Source organism: Carnimonas bestiolae (genome assembly GCF_051251145.1).
Lineage (GTDB): Bacteria > Pseudomonadota > Gammaproteobacteria > Pseudomonadales > Halomonadaceae > Carnimonas > Carnimonas bestiolae.
In genome coordinates this window covers 162196-180336 of sequence record NZ_JBPCZK010000001.1, presented here as the reverse complement: position 1 = coordinate 180336, position 18141 = coordinate 162196, and the positions used below count along the sequence as shown (strand labels likewise).

The window sequence follows — 18141 nt, the reverse complement described above, 5'->3', positions numbered from 1 at the left end:
ATGCCACGTTTTGCTGCCAATCTCTCGATGATGTTTACCGACGTGCCCTTTATGGAGCGCTTCGAGCGTGCCGCTGCGGCCGGTTTTAGCGCTGTCGAGTACCTGTTTCCCTATGCCTACGAGGCCGAGGATATTGCTCGCGAGCTTGATCGCCACCAGTTGACGCAAGTGCTGTTCAACATGCCGCCGGGAGACTGGGACGCCGGCGAGCGCGGTATGGCGGCCATTCCCGGCCGAGAGCAGGAGTTCAGAGCGAACGTCGACAAGGCGCTACATTACGCACGTGCGCTGGGCTGCCAGCAGCTGCACGCCATGTCGGGCATTACCGGCGAGCTGCACGCGGCACAGTGCCAGCGTACCTTCATCGATAATTTCCGCTATGCCGCTGACAAGCTCGCGCCGCACGGGATCACGCTGCTGGTCGAGCCGATCAATCAGCGCGACATGCCTGGCTATTTCATTTCTCACCAGCGCGAAGCCGTACGCCTATTGGAAATGGTAGATCGCACTAATGTGGCGGTTCAGTTTGACCTTTATCACGCCCAGATCATGGAGGGTGACCTGACGCGCCTGATGGAGCAAATGCGCGGCGAATTCAGCCATGTGCAGGTGGCTTCAGTGCCCGATCGCCATGAGCCCGATGAAGGCGAACTGAATGTCGAATGGCTGTTCCAGCAGCTCGACCGGCAGGGCTATCGCGGCTGGATCGGCTGTGAATATCACCCGCGCGGTCGCACCGAAGACGGTCTGGGATGGTTTTCTGCTTATCGGGGGCAACCATCATGATTCCTGCCAAGCGCCAGACTGAAATCATCAACTTGCTGTTACAGCGCGGCATTGTGACCACGATTGAGCTAGCGTCACTGCTGGACGTGTCGCCGATGACCATTCGTCGCGATATTCGCGTGCTGGAAGAGCAGGGCCGAGTGGTCGCGGTAAGCGGCGGCGCGCAGTTGGCGGGGCGGTTATTCAAGGAGCCTTCTCACCTCGATAAAAGTGCCCTTCATACGCCAGAAAAGAGTGCCATTGGCGCGCTCGCGGCCAGCATGATCAGCCCGAACATGGTGGTGTATCTGGATGCGGGCACCACAGTGCTGGAAATTGCCCATCATCTGGTGAATCGCAGCGATCTGACCATTGTGACCAACGATTTTGTCACCGCAGCCTTCATCGCCAAGGAGACTCGTTGCCAGCTGTGGCACACCGGCGGCATGGTCGAACGCGAGAACCAGTCGTGCATTGGCAGCGCTGCCGCCGATATTATCCGCCGCTTTAATTTCGATCTTGCCTTTATCTCCACCTCATCCTTTGACCAGCGCGGTGTATCGACGCCTAGTGAATCCAAGGTAGCGGTCAAGCAGGCCATTGCTGACAGCGCACAGCGCCGCGTGCTGGTGTCCGACAGCAGCAAATACGGCATGTTTTCGACGTTCTGTGCGCTGCCGCTCGGTCGTTTGACCGATGTGGTTAGCGACAGCGCGCTTGCGCAAAACGCCCGCGATGTCATTACTCAGCAGGGTGTTCAGCTGCACCTCAGTACCAGTATCGAATCCAATGAACGTGAGGTATCCCCATGAATATCGTCGTGACCGGCGGGGCCGGATTTTTAGGCCGTCGACTCATCCAGGCGCTGCTCGAAGCAAGTGACAAGGACGTCATCCCGCCGCTTGATCGGATCGTGTCGGTCGATCTGGTGGCGTGTTCGCTCGACGATACGCGCGTGCAGTCGATTACCGGCGACATCGCCGATCCTGAATTTGCGCGTAGCGTTATTAGCCGCGACACCATCGCGGTCTATCACATGGCGGCGGCCTTGAGCGGTCAGTCCGAGGCCGAATTCGATACCGGCATGCGCATCAATCTCGACGGCACTCGGGCGCTGCTGGAAGCCGCTCGCGAAACGGGCACTTCACCTCGTTTCATCTTTACCTCATCGCTGGCGGTCTTTGGCGGCACCATGCCCGAAGTTGTGCCGGAAACGCTCGCGCTGATGCCGCAGTCGTCCTACGGCGCAGAAAAGGCGCTGGGTGAAATATTGGTCAACGATTACTCGCGCAAAGGGTTTATCGATGGCTTGGTGTGTCGCCTGCCTACTATTGTGGTACGCCCCGGCAAGCCCAACTCGGCGGCGTCATCGTTTGCCAGCGGCATTATTCGGGAGCCGGTGGCGGGGCAGCCGTCCAATGCCCCTGTGCCGCTTGATACCCGAATGTGGCTCTCTTCGCCCGATGCAGCGGTCGCTAATCTCGCCCACGCGATAACGCTAAAGGCTTCTTCACTCGGTATTTGGCGAGTGCTCAACCTGCCAGGCTTGTGCGTCACCGTTAACGAGATGCTGAACGGCCTTGAGCGGGTGGTCGGCCGTGAGGCTCGCGCATTGGTCAGCAACGATATCGAGCAGCGGGTGGTGGATATTGTCTGCTCCTGGCCGGGCGATTTCGATGTGGTTCGCCCGCTTGGATTGGGGTTCTCGGCGGATGCCCACATCGATGATGTGATTCGTCAGTACGTTAACGAATTTGGACCGGGAGCCTAAGCATGAGCGAAAACGAACAGCGCGAGATGTTGGTAGCACTTGGCAAAAGCTTGTTTGATCGCGGCTACTCGGTGGGTACCGCGGGCAATATCAGTGTGCGGCTTGAGGATGGCTTTCTGATGACGCCGACCAATTCGTCGCTGGGCCGGCTAAAAGCCGACAGAATCAGCAAGCTTGACCGCAATTGGCAGCACATTAGCGGCGACAAGCCGACCAAGGAAGTATTTCTGCATCGCGCCGTGCTGGAGGCCAGGCCGCAAGAGGGTGCGGTGGTGCACCTTCATTCCACCTACGCCACCGCGCTGAGCTGCCTTGCTCGCTCTGATGAGGGACAGGCGGCAATGCCAGCGCTCACGCCGTATTTCATTATGCGGGTAGGACGTGCGTTGCCGGTCGTACCCTATTTTCGCCCGGGCGATCCCGCGATGGAGGAGAGCATTCGTGGCGCGGCAAAGGAACACCGGGCCTTGCTGTTGGCCAATCACGGCCCGGTGATCGCCAGCGCGACGCTTGAAAGTGCGGTGAATGCCGCAGAGGAACTCGAGGAGAGTGCCAAGCTGGCACTGCTATTGAAAAATCTGCCCGTCAACGAGCTGTCCGAACACGATATCACCGACCTGCTTGATACGTTCGGCTAGCAACAGCCGCAGAGGATTACCATGAACGACTCAATGATACCGCCGAGCGCCGATGGCTCGGCGCGGGACAGTGTGTTCAAAAAAGTGGCTTGGCGCATTATGCCGATCCTGTTAATTGGCTACATTATTGCCTATTTGGATCGCGTTAATATCAGCTTTGCCAAACTGCAGATGAGCCACGATATTGGCCTGAGCGATACTGCTTATGGGCTAGGTGCGGGGCTCTTCTTTATTGGTTATTTCTTCTTCGAAGTGCCCAGTAACATGATGATGCACCGCATTGGCGCCAAGGCATGGATTGCTCGCATCATGATCAGCTGGGGCGTTATCTCGGCATTATTCGCCTTCGTACAGAACGATTGGCAGTTCTATACGCTGCGCTTCTTATTGGGTGTGGCCGAAGCCGGATTTTATCCGGGCATTATTCTTTATTTGACCTATTGGTTTCCTTCCCAGCATCGCGCCAAGATGTTTGCGCTGTTCCAGATTGGTAGCCCGATCGCCGGTATTATTGGTAATCCCATTTCCGGTGCCATCATGTATCAGTTTGCCGATTGGGGATCGTTTGCCAACTGGCAGTGGCTGTTTTTGATCGAAGCCGTGCCGGCCTTTGTATTGGGCGTCATTATTATTCGCGTGCTCGACAATTCGGTGAAAGATGCCAAGTGGTTGTCGGCTCAAGAACGCACCATTGTTGAAGAAGAAATCGAGCAGGATCGTCAGCATACCATTGGCCACAGCGGTTTCCTTAAACTTCTGAAAAATCCGGATATCTGGCTAATGTCGCTGATCTATTTCAGCTTCGTGATGGGGCAGTACGGGCTAACGCTGTGGATGCCCTCGCTGATTCAGCGCTCCGGCGTCGAAAGTAACCTGGCCATCGGGTTATTGAGCGCCATCCCCTTTATTTGCGCGGTGATCATGATGTATTTCACCGGCCGCAGCGCAGATAAGCATCGCGAGCGACGTTGGCATTTGATCGGTGCTGCAATGGTGGCAGCCGTTGGCTTTGTGGTAGCAGCGTCGGCCTCGAGTGTGGTTATCTCGATCATCGCACTATCGTTGGCAATGGCAGGTGTGCTCTCCTGCGCACCGATGTTCTGGTCACTGCCCACGGCGGTGCTGAGCAGTGCCAGTGCGGCGGCCGGTCTTGCGATGATCAACTCGCTCGCCAATCTGGCAGGATTTGTCAGCCCTTATATGATTGGCGCGTTGCAGGACTGGACGCAGTCTTCCGCCATCGGCATGTATATGCTGGCTGCCTTTATGGTGTTCGGTGCCATTCTGGTGTTCACCGTGCCGCCCCAAAAGGTCAACCGCTAGCACAGCAGCGGGGCGGTAGTGATGCGAGTAACGTCCAAACAGTAGCGGGGCGCCTAGACAGGTGGCCCCGCTTTTTGTTGGGGGGAAAACATCGCAATAGACCGCCGACGGGACTCTTGCCGCAAGATTATTCGCGTGCAGATATTATCCGCTATTGCGCTGTTCATTGGCGGACGGGGGCTGTCGGAGCGTCAGGCTGCGAATTCCGGCGCGATTGGTACACAGTAATAGAAGCGGGCGTGGCATCCAGCCATCCATCCAACGAAAACTTACCGGCATCCACGTAAGCAGTGCTGCCAAAGACCACCAGAATCAGCAGCACATATTCCCAGCCGCCATTTGGCGTGTTCCAACGGTAGCCGCTGCTCCATTCACCTCCAAACACCACCGTGGCAATCAGGAAATAGATGACGCCGAGCAATCCGCCTGCGCGGGTCAACAGCCTCAGCCCGACGCTGATCGCAAGCGAAAACTCGACGATACCCGCCGCGATCATCATAACGGCCGCCAGCGTTGGATCCATTATTCTCAAGCCCATGAATACCGACTGATGTGGTGGAATGAATCCAGACCGGCAAAAATTTTCTCATCGGCGTGACCAATCTCAGTAATTCCAAATACCAGCCGTACAAACGTCATTTGTCATCGCAGCGTTGTAAACCAGTCCAGTGATGACCTGGCGTTCTCCTTAGGATCGTTGATCACGCAGCTAATAAACTGCAATGTCTGCGCAATAGCGAAGAAAGCCGCTAATAGACAGAAGATCGGCGAGAGGTAAGCGTTCGAAGGAGAGGGATAAGGTGCAGAGGAACGTCACGATAACGATGTTGCGATCAATCGAGGGCCGTGAGCGTTCGTGTTCCACATATTGTATTTAACATAATATATATTATGCGAAGTGCGGATATGGCGCGTTTTAGCGAGATCAGCGAGCCATCCTTGGCGATATCGCCAGGATTGGTCTTCACCGTAAGCCAAAATCGTTTATCGACGATCCCTGTACCAACGCTCAGCGTTGCCAACCCACTGTGGACGTTAGCGTTGTGGATGATGCCAGCGCCACAGCATAGGCAGCACCATGAATACTACCAGCTGCACGGTTACCATCATCAGCACCGTAATGATCGGATGGCCCCAGTAATTGAACGTCACAGCGATCGCGATCATCACGAAGGGAAATATTCGCCCAGCGCGTTGCAAAAAACGCTGACGCGTCAGGTAATCAAGATCCAGATAGCGTGGTTTTTTTCCAGTTCGCATCGTCGGCATCCAGCCAGATAGCCAAGGTATCGTGGTTTGGCAGCTTGTCTTTGATGTTAGGCGCTGGCGTGTGCTGGTGTCGAAGAAAACCAGCACACGCCAGCGTTCCTATAGCGCCATTTTATGCATAAATTCACGCGAACAGCTGTAATTTAGCGTTCGACGCGAAAAAATGAATGATTGGAAAGATAACTGGGGCCACGATGCGCCGAGCGCTTCATAGCATCGATAAGCATCCATTGGCAGGCCCCAGCGCCCCGCTTTCTCTCAATCCAGCGGCTTACCTGCGGTTTCTTTCATAAATAACAGCGGCACCATTGAAATCAAACCGCACCCAATCAAATACCATGAAGGCGCGAAGTCGTTGCCGCTAATTTTAATCAGCAGTGTCGCGAAAAATGGTGCGAAGCCGCCGAATATCGAGGCGCCTATGCAGTAAACGACCGACATGCCGGTGACACGTACTTCGCGCGGGAAGAGCTCGGGCTGCATCACCAAGGCTGACACGCTGGTGAAGGTAACCAGCATCGCCAGCAGCGAACTAACGATAATAAGAACGCCGATCGTTGGTAGCGCGTTGATCAGTACGAAGGCGGGATAAATCCCGATAATCAGTAGAATTCTGGAGATGCCCATCACTGGCTTACGTCCGTAGCGATCGGCACAAATGCCCGCCAAAGGCGCGCTTAGTACCATCACCGCGGAGCTGACTACGGGGGCCCACAGCGATAGCGCGATGGGGAAATGCAGCACTTCGACCGCATAGCTCGATAGATAATAAAACACGATATACGTCGCCGAACTGCTGCCAATGGCGGTCAGGATGCCAATAACGAGGCTGCGGTAGTGCTGAGTAAACAGGCGTGCGATGGGTTTGCCCAAATCGCTGGTATGCGACGACTTGGTGGTGGTGAGCGTTTCGCGAAGGTTGCGGCGAATGTAGATGGCGATCGCGCCAACGACGGTGCCAATAATAAAGGGTGTTCGCCAGCCCCACGCTTCCAGTGCGTGTGTCGATAACCACGAGGTTAACGCGAGCCCTAATAGAGCGCCGCAGATCGAATTTAGTCCTTGGCTAAGAATTTGCAGACTGCAATAAAAGCCGCGTGAGTGGTTGCTGCCCATTTCGATCAACAGCGTGGTCGACGCTCCAACTTCGCCGCCCAGGGCAAATCCTTGCAGCATCCGTGCGGCAATCAGCAACATCGGCGCCCATATTCCCAACTGCGCATAGGTGGGCGTGCAGGCGATCACGGCCGAGCCGACGGCCATCATGAGTAGCGTCAGGCTCATCGCGGCCTTGCGCCCTGCTCTATCGGCGTAGGCGCCAAGAATCAGGCCGCCTAGAGGGCGCGTAATAAAGCCTATGGCGAATGACGCTGCTGCCAGCAGCCATTGGGTCATCGCATCGCCAGAAGGAAAAAATAGCTTGCCTATTATTGGTGCGAAAAAGGCGTAGCTGGTGAAGTCGAAAAACTCGAGGCCATTACCGATGGTAATCGCCGCAATCGACTTCGCTCTTCCTACGCGCGTGTTTTCGCGACCTGCGCTGCTGGCATCGTTAGCTGTCATACGTTGACCTTCTTCGTGGCTCGTTATTGTCATTGTGCCGCTGCAACGGTAAAGGTTAGACCAAAAAGCGCTCCGCAAGCTTTATCCAGTAATAAGCACCGTACGCCAGCCCCTCATCGTTGAAGTCGTAGTACGGGCTGTGTAGTGAAATCTTGCCATCACCGCCGTTCCCCATGAAAACATAAGCCCCCTCGCAGGCCTCGAGCATGAAGGCAAAATCTTCGCTGCCGGTCACCGGTGCCATCGGGTAATTAAGGTTCTCCTCTCCGAAGTGGTCGAATATTACGTCACGCGCAAATTCGGTGGATGCCGGGTCATTCACCAGCACCGGATAGCTGGAGCGGGTCTCAATCGTGGCAGTGCATCGATACGCCTGGGCCTCAGCCGTTACCAGTTCGCGGATTCGCTGCACTAACAGGTCCCGTACTTCCGGTTTAAGGGCGCGCACCGATAGCCGCAGCTCGGCGGTTCCCGGTATCACATTGGGCGCATCGCCCGCGTGGATGGCCCCCACCGTGATAATGGCGGTGTCGAGCGGTGCCACATTACGCGCAACGATCGACTGCAGCGCGACAACGATATGCGCGGCGGCAACGACTGGATCAGTGGTGGTATGCGGAAAGGCACCGTGCCCGCCCTTTCCGTGGATGGTAATAATGTAGGAGTCAGACGACGCCAGGAATGGCCCTTCACGCAGTGCGAAGCTGCCCACGGGAATGCCGGGCGCGTTGTGAAGGCCAAATACGCCGTCACAAGGGAACTGCTCAAACAGCCCTTCCTCGACCATGCGTTTAGCGCCCCCGAGCCCTTCTTCCGCAGGCTGAAAAATCACGTTGAGCGTGCCGTTGAAGCTGCCGTGTTCAGCCAGATAGTGTGCCGCCGCCAACAGCATGGCGGTATGGCCATCGTGACCACAGCCGTGCATCTTGCCGGGCACGCTGCTGGCATGAGGGAGCGCCGTCTCTTCGTTGATCGGCAGCGCATCCATGTCAGCGCGCAGACCGATGCTGCGTGAGCCAGTGCCCTTCTTCAATTGACCTACCACGCCGGTACCCGCCAGCCCGCGGTGCACCTCATAGCCCCATTCTTCGAGGCGCTGCGCAACCAAATCGCTAGTGGCGAATTCCTCGAAACCAAGCTCAGGGTGCTGATGCAGGTGGCGCCGCAGCTCGATCAGGCTGGGCAGCGATTGGTGTAAGAATTCAGGCATTATTATTGTCATTGAGAACTTCCTGCTGGTGGTCAATTTACAACCCAACGCTAGTGGGCCTACGTCTTATAGTTTACAAGTATGGCAGTTGTTACTCTGTTTTGCGTGGCGCTTTGCGCGCACGAACGATGATTAAAATGACGCGGAAAGATCCGTGGTCTTAGGCATTTCACCGTTGAATCAACGCTTGGGGAGTACGCGCTGGATGGTAACCAAACGAATACTTTGCTTTGGCGATTCTCTTACCTGGGGGCATGTACCCGATGAAGAAGGCAAGCCAGTCACCCGCTACCCATTCGGCGAGCGCTGGACCGGCGTGTTGGCGGCGCAGTTGGGCGCTGAGGTAGAGATTATCGAAGAAGGGCTGAGCTCGCGCACCACTAATATAGATGATCCTCTCGATAGTCGTTTGAATGGCGCTAATTATCTGCCAGCAACGCTGGGCAGCCATGCGCCGCTCGATCTGGTGATTATCATGCTGGGCACCAACGATACCAAGGGGTACCTCCAGCGCACTCCTTACGATATTGCCAGAGGCATGCAGCAGCTGGTTGGTCAGGTGAAGGACTCCCAGTACGCTGGCGGTACGGCCTATCCCGCGCCGCAGGTACTGGTCGTGTCTCCGCCTCCGCTGGGACCTCTTGATCAACCCTGGTTTGCCGATATGTTCGACGGCGGCACCGAGAAAAGCCAACAGCTTGCCTCACGCTACCGTACCCTTGCCAAGATCATGGGCGTAGCGTTTTTCGACGCGGGCAGCGTCATCTCAACGGATGGCGTCGATGGCATTCATTTCACCCGCGAAAACAACCGCGAGCTCGGCGAAGCACTAGCTGCGCAGGTGAAGCCTTTACTATCCGCTTAATCACCCTTCCTCGCGGTTTCTGGCACACAGTTGGCTGACTCTGGCCATCTGTGTGCCTTTACATTGGCTGCCACGTAAAACGGTATGTCCCTCGCGTTGTCCGACTGAAATTCAGGGTTAGAAGTCCCCCTTCTCAAAGCCCTGCTGGCAACGTTCGTCTTGCTGCTGCGCTTTGCCTCTGCCCACTCTTTCGAGCCTTTACCGCGACGCTAACCGACCGTCGTCCAAGCCCTATCGCGCCGCCCTGGCCGATCACTCATCCGAGCCCATGCCACGCCGTTACGCTGACCAATTGCTCGAGCTCCTGACATGCTAGCCCGCGCTCATTGCTGGCGGCCCCTTCTCACAGCCCTGCTGGTACCATTTTCCACGCCGCTGCGCTTTGCCACTAATCAATCCTCTGCGCCCTACCGCGCTGCCATAACTGAAATTCACTGTTTACCAGATAGCATTTTAATGCCGCGCAATAAGCCCAGAAGCCAATGATCTGGCGATGCGCGCGGTGTTGCGATCGGGTGCGGTGACGGCGATTAACGCCGCTGGTTGCGCAAAATAATCCATGCCGGTGGTTTTGCTTGCCAGCGATACTGCGCTTGAGGCATCTTCGCTTACGTATAACAACTCATAATAATGTTAGAGGTTTGCTACTCATGACCATCGATGCTTCCAATTCGGTGCCCCCAACTGCGCAAGCAGGTAACTCATCCAGCGCTGCCAACGAAACCCTTGAAGACTATACGCTGCGCTATGCGCCGCGAAGTTTCCGGCGCTGGAGCCCTGCGGTTGTATCAATTACTGCTCTCGGCGGTATTGCTTATCTGGCCGACTTTTCCATCGGCGCCACCATCGGCTTAACTAACGGCTCGTTGAATGCACTGATCGGCATCGCGGTGGCTGCGCTGGTTATCTTCCTGACCGGTCTGCCCATCGCCTTTTATTGCGCGCGCTATAACATCGATCTTGATCTGCTAACGCGCGGCGCAGGCTTCGGCTACTTCGGCTCGGTGCTTACCAGCATCATCTTTGCCACCTTTACCTTTATCTTCTTTGCCACCGAAGGCTCGATCATGGCCCAGGGGCTGCGGATAGGATTGGGTATACCGCTGTGGGCGGGTTATTTGCTTTCGACGCTGATCGTCATACCGCTGGTGATTTACGGCATGAAGGCGTTGAGCAAGCTGCAGGTGTGGACCACCCCCGTCTGGCTGGTGCTGATGGTAGGCCCGGTCGCCTATCTGATTTACTCGCAGCCAACGGTGGTAAGCGATTGGCTTCACTATGCCGGTAACAGCGACGGCGGTATTCATTTCGCCAATGTGATGATCGCTGCCGGTGTGGCTCTGTCGCTGATGGCTCAAATCGGAGAACAGGTCGACTACCTACGCTTTATGCCTACTCGTACCGCTGAAAATCGACGTAGCTGGTGGGTCGCGGTAATTGCTGCAGGTCCGGGCTGGGTTATTCTGGGCGCGCTCAAACAGGCCATTGGTGCCCTGCTGGCGGTTTATATTGTTGCTGAATCAGGCGTTGCCGGTGCCTCGGAGCCTATCCAGCAATTCATTTCGGCGTTTAGCCTGCTAATGCCGCCATGGCTGGCGCTCACCTTGGCGGTGATTCTGGTATTCATCAGCCAAATCAAGATCAACGTGACTAACGCCTATAGCGGCTCGTTGGCGTGGACCAGCGCCTTCACGCGTATTACCGGACACTATCCGGGACGTTTGGTGTTCGTGTTGATCAATCTGGCGATTGCGTTGGCGCTGATGGAAGCCAACATGTTCGAGATGCTTGGCAATATTCTTGGCTTCTATTCCAACTGTGCAGTGGCGTGGGTAGTTACAGTCGCCACCGATATCGTAATCAACAAATATCTGCTGAAGCTGTCGCCGCTGCGTCCTGAATATCGCCGCACCATGCTCTATAACATCAACCCGGTAGGGACGCTTTCGTTTGTGCTGTCGGCACTGCTGTCGATCATGGCGTTTTTCGGGCTATTGGGCGACACGCTGGCGCCCTACTCACCGCTGGTGGCGATTGTGATGGCACTGGTGGCAACACCGCTTCTGGCTATCCTGACACGCGGACGTTTCTATTTGAAACGCCAGGACGATGGCATTAGCGAACCCCGCTTCGAACCGGATGGCACCCCCGCCGCCGGTATTTATCGATGCGCCTGCTGCGGTGTCGATTACGAGCGTCCCGATGTGCTTCATTCACTGGCATTGGATAGCGTGGTGTGCTCGCTGTGCATGATTACCGATAGCCGCGCACGCCGTTAGCGCTAACAGCCCTGCCGTACACCTGGCCCCGCTGATGCGGGGCTTTTCGTGCTGTCGCTATGCGAAGCGTGAAACACCGCCGAACCGGCTCGCGCTATTGGCTGGTGGATATCAAGGGTCAATCAGCGCTACCAAGGCGGTAGCAACAGCGGCACTATCAGCTGATGCCGTGTCCCAAAATGTTGCACATTTGGCAACGCTGCCCGGCCCTTGAACGAATATCGATTCGCCGGCTCGAGTCGCGCTGTCGCATCCCGGCTCGGCTGCCGCTAACATCCTCCACCCCCTCTATGGTGGTGTCTTTCCAGCGGCTTATCACGCGCAGCCTGGCACATCTCGTTACGATCGGTAGTGGCGGAAAACTACCTTTGTGTGGCACGGTAGCGCTGAAATTGGTGCACAATTGCTAATTTCTTACTAACGTTGAGTTGATGCGTTAGTAACGCGTAAGTGCAAGGCGCGAATAAGCGTGCAAGCGCAATAATAACCGTTCAAGGAGAGCTCCACATGACGTCCACTTCGTCTAGACCCGTCCCACGTTGGGCGTGGTTGCTGTTTTCGCTGCTCGATCCCATTCCGTATGGCGCTTTTGTTGCTGCGCTGATCTTCGACGCGATCTATTACAACACCGCTGAAATCATGTATGTCAAAGGAGCTGCCTGGTTACTGGTATTTGGCCTGCTAGCGGCCATCATTCCACGGTTAATCAATCTGTTCCTGACGTGGATGCCCCGCTACGGTGCCTCAGGGGGTGTGCGTTTTGATTTCACCTTTACCGCACTGGCCATTATTGCGGCAATCTTCAATGCGTTCGTCCATAGCCGCGATGCGTTCGCTACCATGCCGACGGGGCTTTGGCTGTCGGTGCTGACGGTCGCATTGCTGGTGATTGGTCGCCTGGCCGGAAACGCAAGCGGACCCAAGGGGGGTAAATAATCATGCATAAGTCTACCCTGGCACTCGTGGGTGGTATCGCCGCAGTATTGGTGTTGAGCGGTTGTGAAAAAGCCGATCTAGGCGGCTCCAAGCAAACGGGCGATCAACCGCCGCTGCCGAAAGCCAAAAACTATCTGATGCCGCCCATTCACGTGCCCAAGCGCGCTGGCTGGCAGGACGACGAATCGCCCAAGGTGCCTGAAGGCCTGAAAATTACCAAGGTTGCCGATGGCTTCGAGCACTCGCGTCAGGTGCTGCCGCTGCCTAACGGCGACATTCTGGTGGTGGAAGGCAATAGTCCTGGCACTGAGAAGGTTACCTCGCCCAAGCAGTTGATTGCCGACAAGGTAATGGCGCGTTCGGGCAAAAGCGGTACAGGCGGTAACCGCGTTACGCTGCTACGCCCTCAGGACGATGGCAGCTACAAGAAGTACCCGTATATTGAAAACCTGAATTCACCCTTTGGTATTCAATTGGTGGGTAACGACCTCTACGTGGCTAACACTGACGGTCTGTTGCGCTATCACTACAACCCAAATGAAACCAAAATGTCCGCTGATGCTGAGCAGTTCGCTGATCTGCCCAGCACCATCAACCACCACTGGACCAAATCGCTGCTGGCAAGTCCCGACGGCAGCAAGCTCTATGTGGGGGTTGGTTCCAACAGTAACGTGGGCGAAAACGGTCTCGAAGTAGAATACCGTCGTGCCAACGTGCTTGAGATCGACGTTGCAACACGTGGCAGCCGCGTATTCGCTTCCGGCGTGCGTAACCCCACTTCGCTGGATTGGGAACCCACTTCCGGCAAACTGTGGGCCGTGGCCAACGAGCGTGACGAAATCGGCGGCGATCTGGTGCCCGACTACCTGACCTCGCTGAAGGATGGCGGCTTCTACGGCTGGCCCTACAGCTACTATGGTCAGCATGTCGATACTCGTGTTCAGCCGCAGCGTCCTGATCTGGTCGAGCGCGCTATTGCGCCTGACTACGCGCTAGGCTCTCACGTCGCGGCGCTGGGCGTGCACTTCTCGCGCGGCAATGGTTTGCCAGAGAAGTACCGCAACGGTGTATTCGTCAGCGAACACGGTAGTTGGAACCGCTCGCCGATGAGTGGCTATCAGGTCGTCTTCATTCCGTTCCACGACGGCAAGCCGGCTGGCTCGCCTCAGCCTGTGGTTACCGGCTTCTTGTCTGACGATGAGAGCAAACTGCACGGTGCTCCGGTGGGTCTTGCTCAAACTCAGGACGGCTCACTGCTGGTGGCTGACGATGTGGGCAACACGGTCTGGAAAGTGTCAGCTGATAATTAAGCGCCTCTTTCAGCCGTGGAAAGCACCCTCTTTTGAGGGTGCTTTTTTTTGCCTGAAGGAAAAGCGCTGCTGACCGTCGGTAGCTATCGTCGAGCGCTGTCGACCCCGTGATAGCGGCTGCCGCGCGAAGAATAGAGGTTTTATTCAATATGGTAATAAGAGAATCCTTTATTATTCTTTTTATATAGAACAAAACTGACGTTCAATATGACAAATACGCTTCACAGGGAATGGTGATGGGCATTCGGCATGGTTGCGCACACCGCTGGCATGAAATTATTGAACGATATTTCGGGGCAAGGTGAATCATGAAATTGCAACAGCTTCGCTACATTTGGGAAGTAGCCGCCAACAATCTCAACGTCTCACTTACGGCGAACAATTTGTTCACGTCACAGCCGGGCGTTTCCAAACAGATTCGTCAGCTTGAGGAAGAGCTGGGCATTGAGATATTTGCGCGACGCGGAAAGCATTTCAGTCACGTAACCGAAAGCGGCCAGCAGATTATCGATATTGCTGGTGAAATTCTGCGCAAGTCGGACAAGATCAAGCAGATTGCCCAGGAGCACAGCGATGAGCGCAAGGGCAGCCTGTCCATTGCCACCACTCATACTCAGGCCCGCTATGCCCTGCCGCCCATCATCAAAGCATTCCGCCAGCGCTATCCCGATGTCTCGCTGCATATTCATCAGGGTACGCCGCGCCAGATTGGCCAAATGGTCTCCGATGGTCAGGCGGATATTGCTATCTGCACCGAGCCGCTGGATATGTATGCCGATTTGGTATCGTTGCCGGCGTATCGCTGGAACCGCTGGCTGCTGGTGCCGGAAGGCCATCCGCTGGAGGGGCTCGATAAGCCAACGTTGGAGGATGTCGCCAATTACCCGCTGGTCACCTACACGTTTGGCTTTACCGGTCGCTCGCAATTGGATGACGCCTTCCAGACGGCCGGCCTAACGCCTGAAGTGGTGCTTACCGCGGTGGATGCCGACGTTATCAAAACGTATGTACGACTTGGCTTGGGCGTGGGCATCGTGGCGCACATGGCGGTAGAGGATGAGCGCGACAGCGACCTTACCGCCATCGACGCCAGCCACTTGTTTACCCCTTCCACCACGCGCTTGGCGCTGCGTCGCGGTACCTTCATGCGCCGCTACATGTTCGACTTCATCAACCGTTTTGCCGGCCATCTCGATGCTGCGACGGTTGAAGAAGCACTCACGACTCCCAGCGCCGATATTCCCGCGCTATTCGACGGCATCGAGATACCGGGCCGCTAGCCACCGCTGGGGCGCTCCCGCTGTAGCTCGCTATTGGGCGGCAAGGCGCGGGGCGCCGGTGATTGAAAGGCCGTGACTCTGCGTCGCCGCCTGCGCCTAAATCGCGCTAAGCAACTTCCCTGCCTGCGGGCGCTCGCCTGCGATGATCCAGCTCCCCGCCTCTCGACGCTTACTATCAGAGTGCAGAGTATAGAGTACCTGCTACCTGCTACCTGCTACCTGCTACCTGCTACCTGCTACCTGCTACCTGCTACCTGCCTTCGCTGATATCGCTGATATCGCTGACTTCGCGCTGCCATTGGTCTGCACCAAGTTCGTTAGTGCCCTTCCCCCGGCGACGGCTCATGGTAGTGGCCGACTCGTGATATACTTATCCTATTCTGAAAATCTGCCCGCCCACCGCACCGGCATGTATTGCGTGTCATTGCGATACATCGTTCCCTTGCTGTCACAACACAAGACGCAGCGGCGCCAAGCGTTCAGTGCGTGGCTTTTCAGGCACAGATAAACGTACCCTTGGTTGGTTCGGAGGTTTAATGCATTGCGATCATAACGCCAGTGCAGAGCAATTGATGCAGATAGCAGAGCAGCGCTGCCGTGATGAAAAAGTGCGCTTCACGCCGATTCGCCGTCGCGTGTTCGAGCTGATAAGCGCTACCCCTAGCGGTTTGAAAGCCTACGAATTGCTCGACAAGCTTTCGGTAGACCATGCGTCGGCCCGTCCGCCCACCGTTTACCGCGCACTGGAATTTCTAATGGAGCAGGGCCTGGTGCATCGCATTGAGTCACTGAATGCGTTTATCGCCTGCCCATGCCCCGAGCCCAACCCCACTCATCGCAGCGGCTTTCAGCTGGTGATCTGCCGACGCTGCGGCCGTGTAGAAGAGATGCACGAGCCGGAGGTAAACGAACTACTTGCCGAACTGGTGGGCCGCCACGGTTTCTCGCTGGAGCGTCAAACCATCGAGCTATCGGGCGTTTGCGGCGATTGCCGCGACCAGGCAGCCAGTTAGCAGCGCGTGCGCTGCAAGGAGCTTTTTGTGTCAACGACAACGTTCTTCTCCGCGCTTGAAGCGCAAGCATCCGGTGCGACGCTTGCTACGGATAACGTGCTGGATGCCATTCCGTGGAATGAGGCTGGCCTGATTCCCGCGATTGCGCAGCAGCATGACTCTGGCGAAGTGCTCATGATGGCGTGGATGAACCGCGCAGCACTCGAAGAAAGTTTGGCGACTGGCCGAGTGTGTTACTGGTCTCGCTCGCGGGGTAAACCATGGCGCAAGGGCGAGAGCTCGGGACAAGTACAGCTGCTTAAGGAAGCGCTGCTCGACTGCGACGGCGACACCTTGCTGTTGAAGGTAGACCAGACCGGCCCCGCGTGTCATAGCGGTAGGCGCAGCTGTTTTTATCTGCGCGTGGAACAGCAGCAGGTTGAGGTGTGTAGCGACCCGATCATCGATCCCGCCGAGCTTTACGCGAATTCGTGAGTAATGAGGTAGCACGCAAATGACATTCAACGCTCGTAGTGTGCGCTGTTGGCTGGTGCTACCGCTGGTGATCCCCATACGTTTTTATCAATGGGTGATTAGCCCGATGCTTGGGCCACGCTGCCGCTTCTATCCGAGTTGCTCGAACTACGCGTTAGAAGCACTGGCAACACACGGCCCTCTCAAGGGAAGCTGGCTGGCGCTGAAGCGCTTCGTCAAATGCCACCCTTGGCATCCTGGTGGGGTCGATATGGTGCCGCCCGAGGGTGAAAAAAAATGCCAGCATCGTTGATGCTGGCATTTTCCTATCGCCCACCTGCTGTGGTGCGGCTCTATCAACATCTAATGACGCCTAAGCATACTGCTGGGCAGTGGTATAAATATGATTCAGCATCGCGTGCAAGCCGTTGTTACGGGTGGGCGACAGATGCTGCTCCAGGCCCAGTTGCTTGAAGGTGTCGGTGGGTGTTGCAAGGATGTCGGTGGGCGTTTTGTCGTTATAAAGCCGCAGCACGATGGCAATAAGACCGGCCACAATCGCGGCATCTGACATGGCATCGAAATGCAGCACACCCTGCTCGATCTGATGATGAATCCATACATTGGACTGGCACCCTTCGATACGATACTCCGTGGTCACCCACTCGTCGGGCATGCTGGGCAACGCCTTGCCCATGTCGATGATGTACTGATAACGATCCATCCAATTATCAAAGAAGCTGAATTCTTCGAGTAATTCAGCGGTTGCCTGCTGCGCACTGCTCATGAAAGCTCCTTGTCACCTAAGACGCGCAGTATAGCGCGTGAGCCCTGTGATGTTCAGTACCTTATGATGCTCACGCCGTCGCCAGCGGATACCTGCCCCGCTGTGCGCTTACACTCCTTCACTTATGCAGGAACAGGCGTTTCATCCACCAGCACAATAACCGCTGCGCGCAATGGATTGTCGCTGCGTGCCGTGCGTGAGCGCCCGGTTGCCACCCATTCACTGCCGTTCCAATGCAGTGAAATACGGTTAGCAAACACCAGTGCCATGGTGGCAGTGACGTCATCAACGTAGTTTACTTGCGACTCACCGGTACGCTCGGCGAGAGCGGCATTCAGTTCTGCATTACTTAATAGCGTTGTGCCCATCGATGTTATCCCCTTCCCTTGCGATTAATCGTTGAAGCGCAATAGCTTAGCGTTGAAAGCGTTGGCACTTAGCATAGATGCTTTTCTTTTTTCTTGCTTATTCTGTTGTCGCACTATGCTTTGTACCAATGATCGACGAAAGTAAACAGGGAAGCGTGCAAAAAATTTTGTAACGTATGTTCATATTACGTATTACGCGTAATATGATATCGCCTTGCTGGTCGCTTGGGCGCGTTATTAATCGCGCTATGTGGCGTCCTCCTTGGCCTATGATAGCTTCTGCGCCGGCCTTAATAACAACAGCCCTGCTG

At 56.0% G+C, this 18141-nt stretch carries 19 protein-coding genes; 13 read left to right on the top strand and 6 right to left on the bottom strand.

The annotated features are described in order from the left end of the window. The 5 genes from otnI to R84865_RS00865 are packed head-to-tail and all read left to right on the top strand — an operon-like array spanning position 1 to position 4497. Positions 1-786 (top strand): 2-oxo-tetronate isomerase, encoded by a 786-nt coding sequence (otnI, locus tag R84865_RS00885; RefSeq protein ID WP_435638589.1) that lies wholly within the window; start codon positions 1-3, stop codon positions 784-786. After that, positions 783-1577, top strand: a complete 795-nt coding sequence (locus tag R84865_RS00880) for a DeoR/GlpR family DNA-binding transcription regulator (RefSeq protein WP_435638588.1) — start codon at positions 783-785, stop codon at positions 1575-1577. Before otnI ends, R84865_RS00880 begins: the two co-directional genes overlap by 4 nt. Beyond that, a complete protein-coding gene (denD, locus tag R84865_RS00875) occupies positions 1574-2536 on the top strand; it encodes a D-erythronate dehydrogenase (RefSeq protein ID WP_435638587.1) in 963 nt (320 codons plus the stop codon). The genes R84865_RS00880 and denD overlap by 4 nt, the downstream gene beginning before the upstream one ends. Before the next feature lie 2 nt (positions 2537-2538). Beyond that, positions 2539-3174, top strand: a complete 636-nt coding sequence (otnC, locus tag R84865_RS00870; protein WP_435631563.1) for a 3-oxo-tetronate 4-phosphate decarboxylase — start codon at positions 2539-2541, stop codon at positions 3172-3174. A gap of 21 nt (positions 3175-3195) precedes the next feature. Next, entirely contained in the window at positions 3196-4497 is a 1302-nt protein-coding gene (locus R84865_RS00865) for an MFS transporter (RefSeq protein WP_435638586.1), read from the top strand. 163 nt (positions 4498-4660) lie between these two features. Here the strand turns inward: R84865_RS00865 and R84865_RS00860 are convergent, their stop codons facing one another. The 4 genes from R84865_RS00860 to R84865_RS00845 form a co-directional block, all read right to left on the bottom strand. Next, entirely contained in the window at positions 4661-5020 is a 360-nt protein-coding gene (locus R84865_RS00860) for a DoxX family protein (protein WP_435638585.1), read from the bottom strand. A 512-nt stretch (positions 5021-5532) separates the two neighbouring features. Beyond that, the gene (locus R84865_RS00855; RefSeq protein WP_435631560.1) at positions 5533-5757 is read right to left on the bottom strand and encodes a hypothetical protein; all 225 of its coding nucleotides are present in this window, start codon (positions 5755-5757) and stop codon (positions 5533-5535) included. A gap of 267 nt (positions 5758-6024) precedes the next feature. Continuing rightward, positions 6025-7329, bottom strand: a complete 1305-nt coding sequence (locus R84865_RS00850; RefSeq protein ID WP_435638584.1) for an MFS transporter — start codon at positions 7327-7329, stop codon at positions 6025-6027. A 55-nt stretch (positions 7330-7384) separates the two neighbouring features. Beyond that, positions 7385-8551 carry a M20 aminoacylase family protein gene (locus tag R84865_RS00845; RefSeq protein WP_435638583.1) on the bottom strand — a complete coding sequence of 389 codons (1167 nt, stop codon included), beginning with the start codon at positions 8549-8551 and terminating at the stop codon, positions 7385-7387. 193 nt (positions 8552-8744) lie between these two features. On the opposite strand from R84865_RS00845, the gene R84865_RS00840 reads away from it, so the two are divergent. The 8 genes from R84865_RS00840 (at position 8745) to yidD (ending at position 16988) form a co-directional block, all read left to right on the top strand. Further along, positions 8745-9404 (top strand): SGNH/GDSL hydrolase family protein, encoded by a 660-nt coding sequence (locus R84865_RS00840; RefSeq protein ID WP_435638582.1) that lies wholly within the window; start codon positions 8745-8747, stop codon positions 9402-9404. 650 nt (positions 9405-10054) lie between these two features. Further along, positions 10055-11683 (top strand): purine-cytosine permease family protein, encoded by a 1629-nt coding sequence (locus R84865_RS00835; RefSeq protein WP_435638581.1) that lies wholly within the window; start codon positions 10055-10057, stop codon positions 11681-11683. Between the two features lie 507 nt (positions 11684-12190). After that, the gene (locus tag R84865_RS00830; RefSeq protein WP_435637074.1) at positions 12191-12619 is read left to right on the top strand and encodes a DUF2231 domain-containing protein; all 429 of its coding nucleotides are present in this window, start codon (positions 12191-12193) and stop codon (positions 12617-12619) included. A gap of 2 nt (positions 12620-12621) precedes the next feature. After that, positions 12622-13929 carry a PQQ-dependent sugar dehydrogenase gene (locus R84865_RS00825; protein WP_435631554.1) on the top strand — a complete coding sequence of 436 codons (1308 nt, stop codon included), beginning with the start codon at positions 12622-12624 and terminating at the stop codon, positions 13927-13929. Positions 13930-14237: 308 nt separating this feature from the next. Next, positions 14238-15209 carry an HTH-type transcriptional regulator CysB gene (gene cysB, locus R84865_RS00820; protein WP_435631553.1) on the top strand — a complete coding sequence of 324 codons (972 nt, stop codon included), beginning with the start codon at positions 14238-14240 and terminating at the stop codon, positions 15207-15209. 536 nt (positions 15210-15745) lie between these two features. Next, the gene (locus R84865_RS00815; RefSeq protein ID WP_435631552.1) at positions 15746-16222 is read left to right on the top strand and encodes a transcriptional repressor; all 477 of its coding nucleotides are present in this window, start codon (positions 15746-15748) and stop codon (positions 16220-16222) included. A 27-nt stretch (positions 16223-16249) separates the two neighbouring features. Continuing rightward, entirely contained in the window at positions 16250-16696 is a 447-nt protein-coding gene (gene hisI / locus R84865_RS00810; protein ID WP_435631551.1) for a phosphoribosyl-AMP cyclohydrolase, read from the top strand. A 19-nt stretch (positions 16697-16715) separates the two neighbouring features. Continuing rightward, positions 16716-16988: a membrane protein insertion efficiency factor YidD gene (gene yidD / locus R84865_RS00805; RefSeq protein WP_435637078.1), complete on the top strand. Its 273-nt coding sequence runs from the start codon at positions 16716-16718 to the stop codon at positions 16986-16988. A 60-nt stretch (positions 16989-17048) separates the two neighbouring features. On the opposite strand, the gene R84865_RS00800 is transcribed toward yidD, so the two are convergent. Then, positions 17049-17462 carry a SufE family protein gene (locus tag R84865_RS00800; RefSeq protein ID WP_435638580.1) on the bottom strand — a complete coding sequence of 138 codons (414 nt, stop codon included), beginning with the start codon at positions 17460-17462 and terminating at the stop codon, positions 17049-17051. A 122-nt stretch (positions 17463-17584) separates the two neighbouring features. Continuing rightward, positions 17585-17830, bottom strand: a complete 246-nt coding sequence (locus tag R84865_RS00795; RefSeq protein ID WP_435638579.1) for a hypothetical protein — start codon at positions 17828-17830, stop codon at positions 17585-17587. Between the last annotated feature and the right edge of the window lie 311 nt (positions 17831-18141).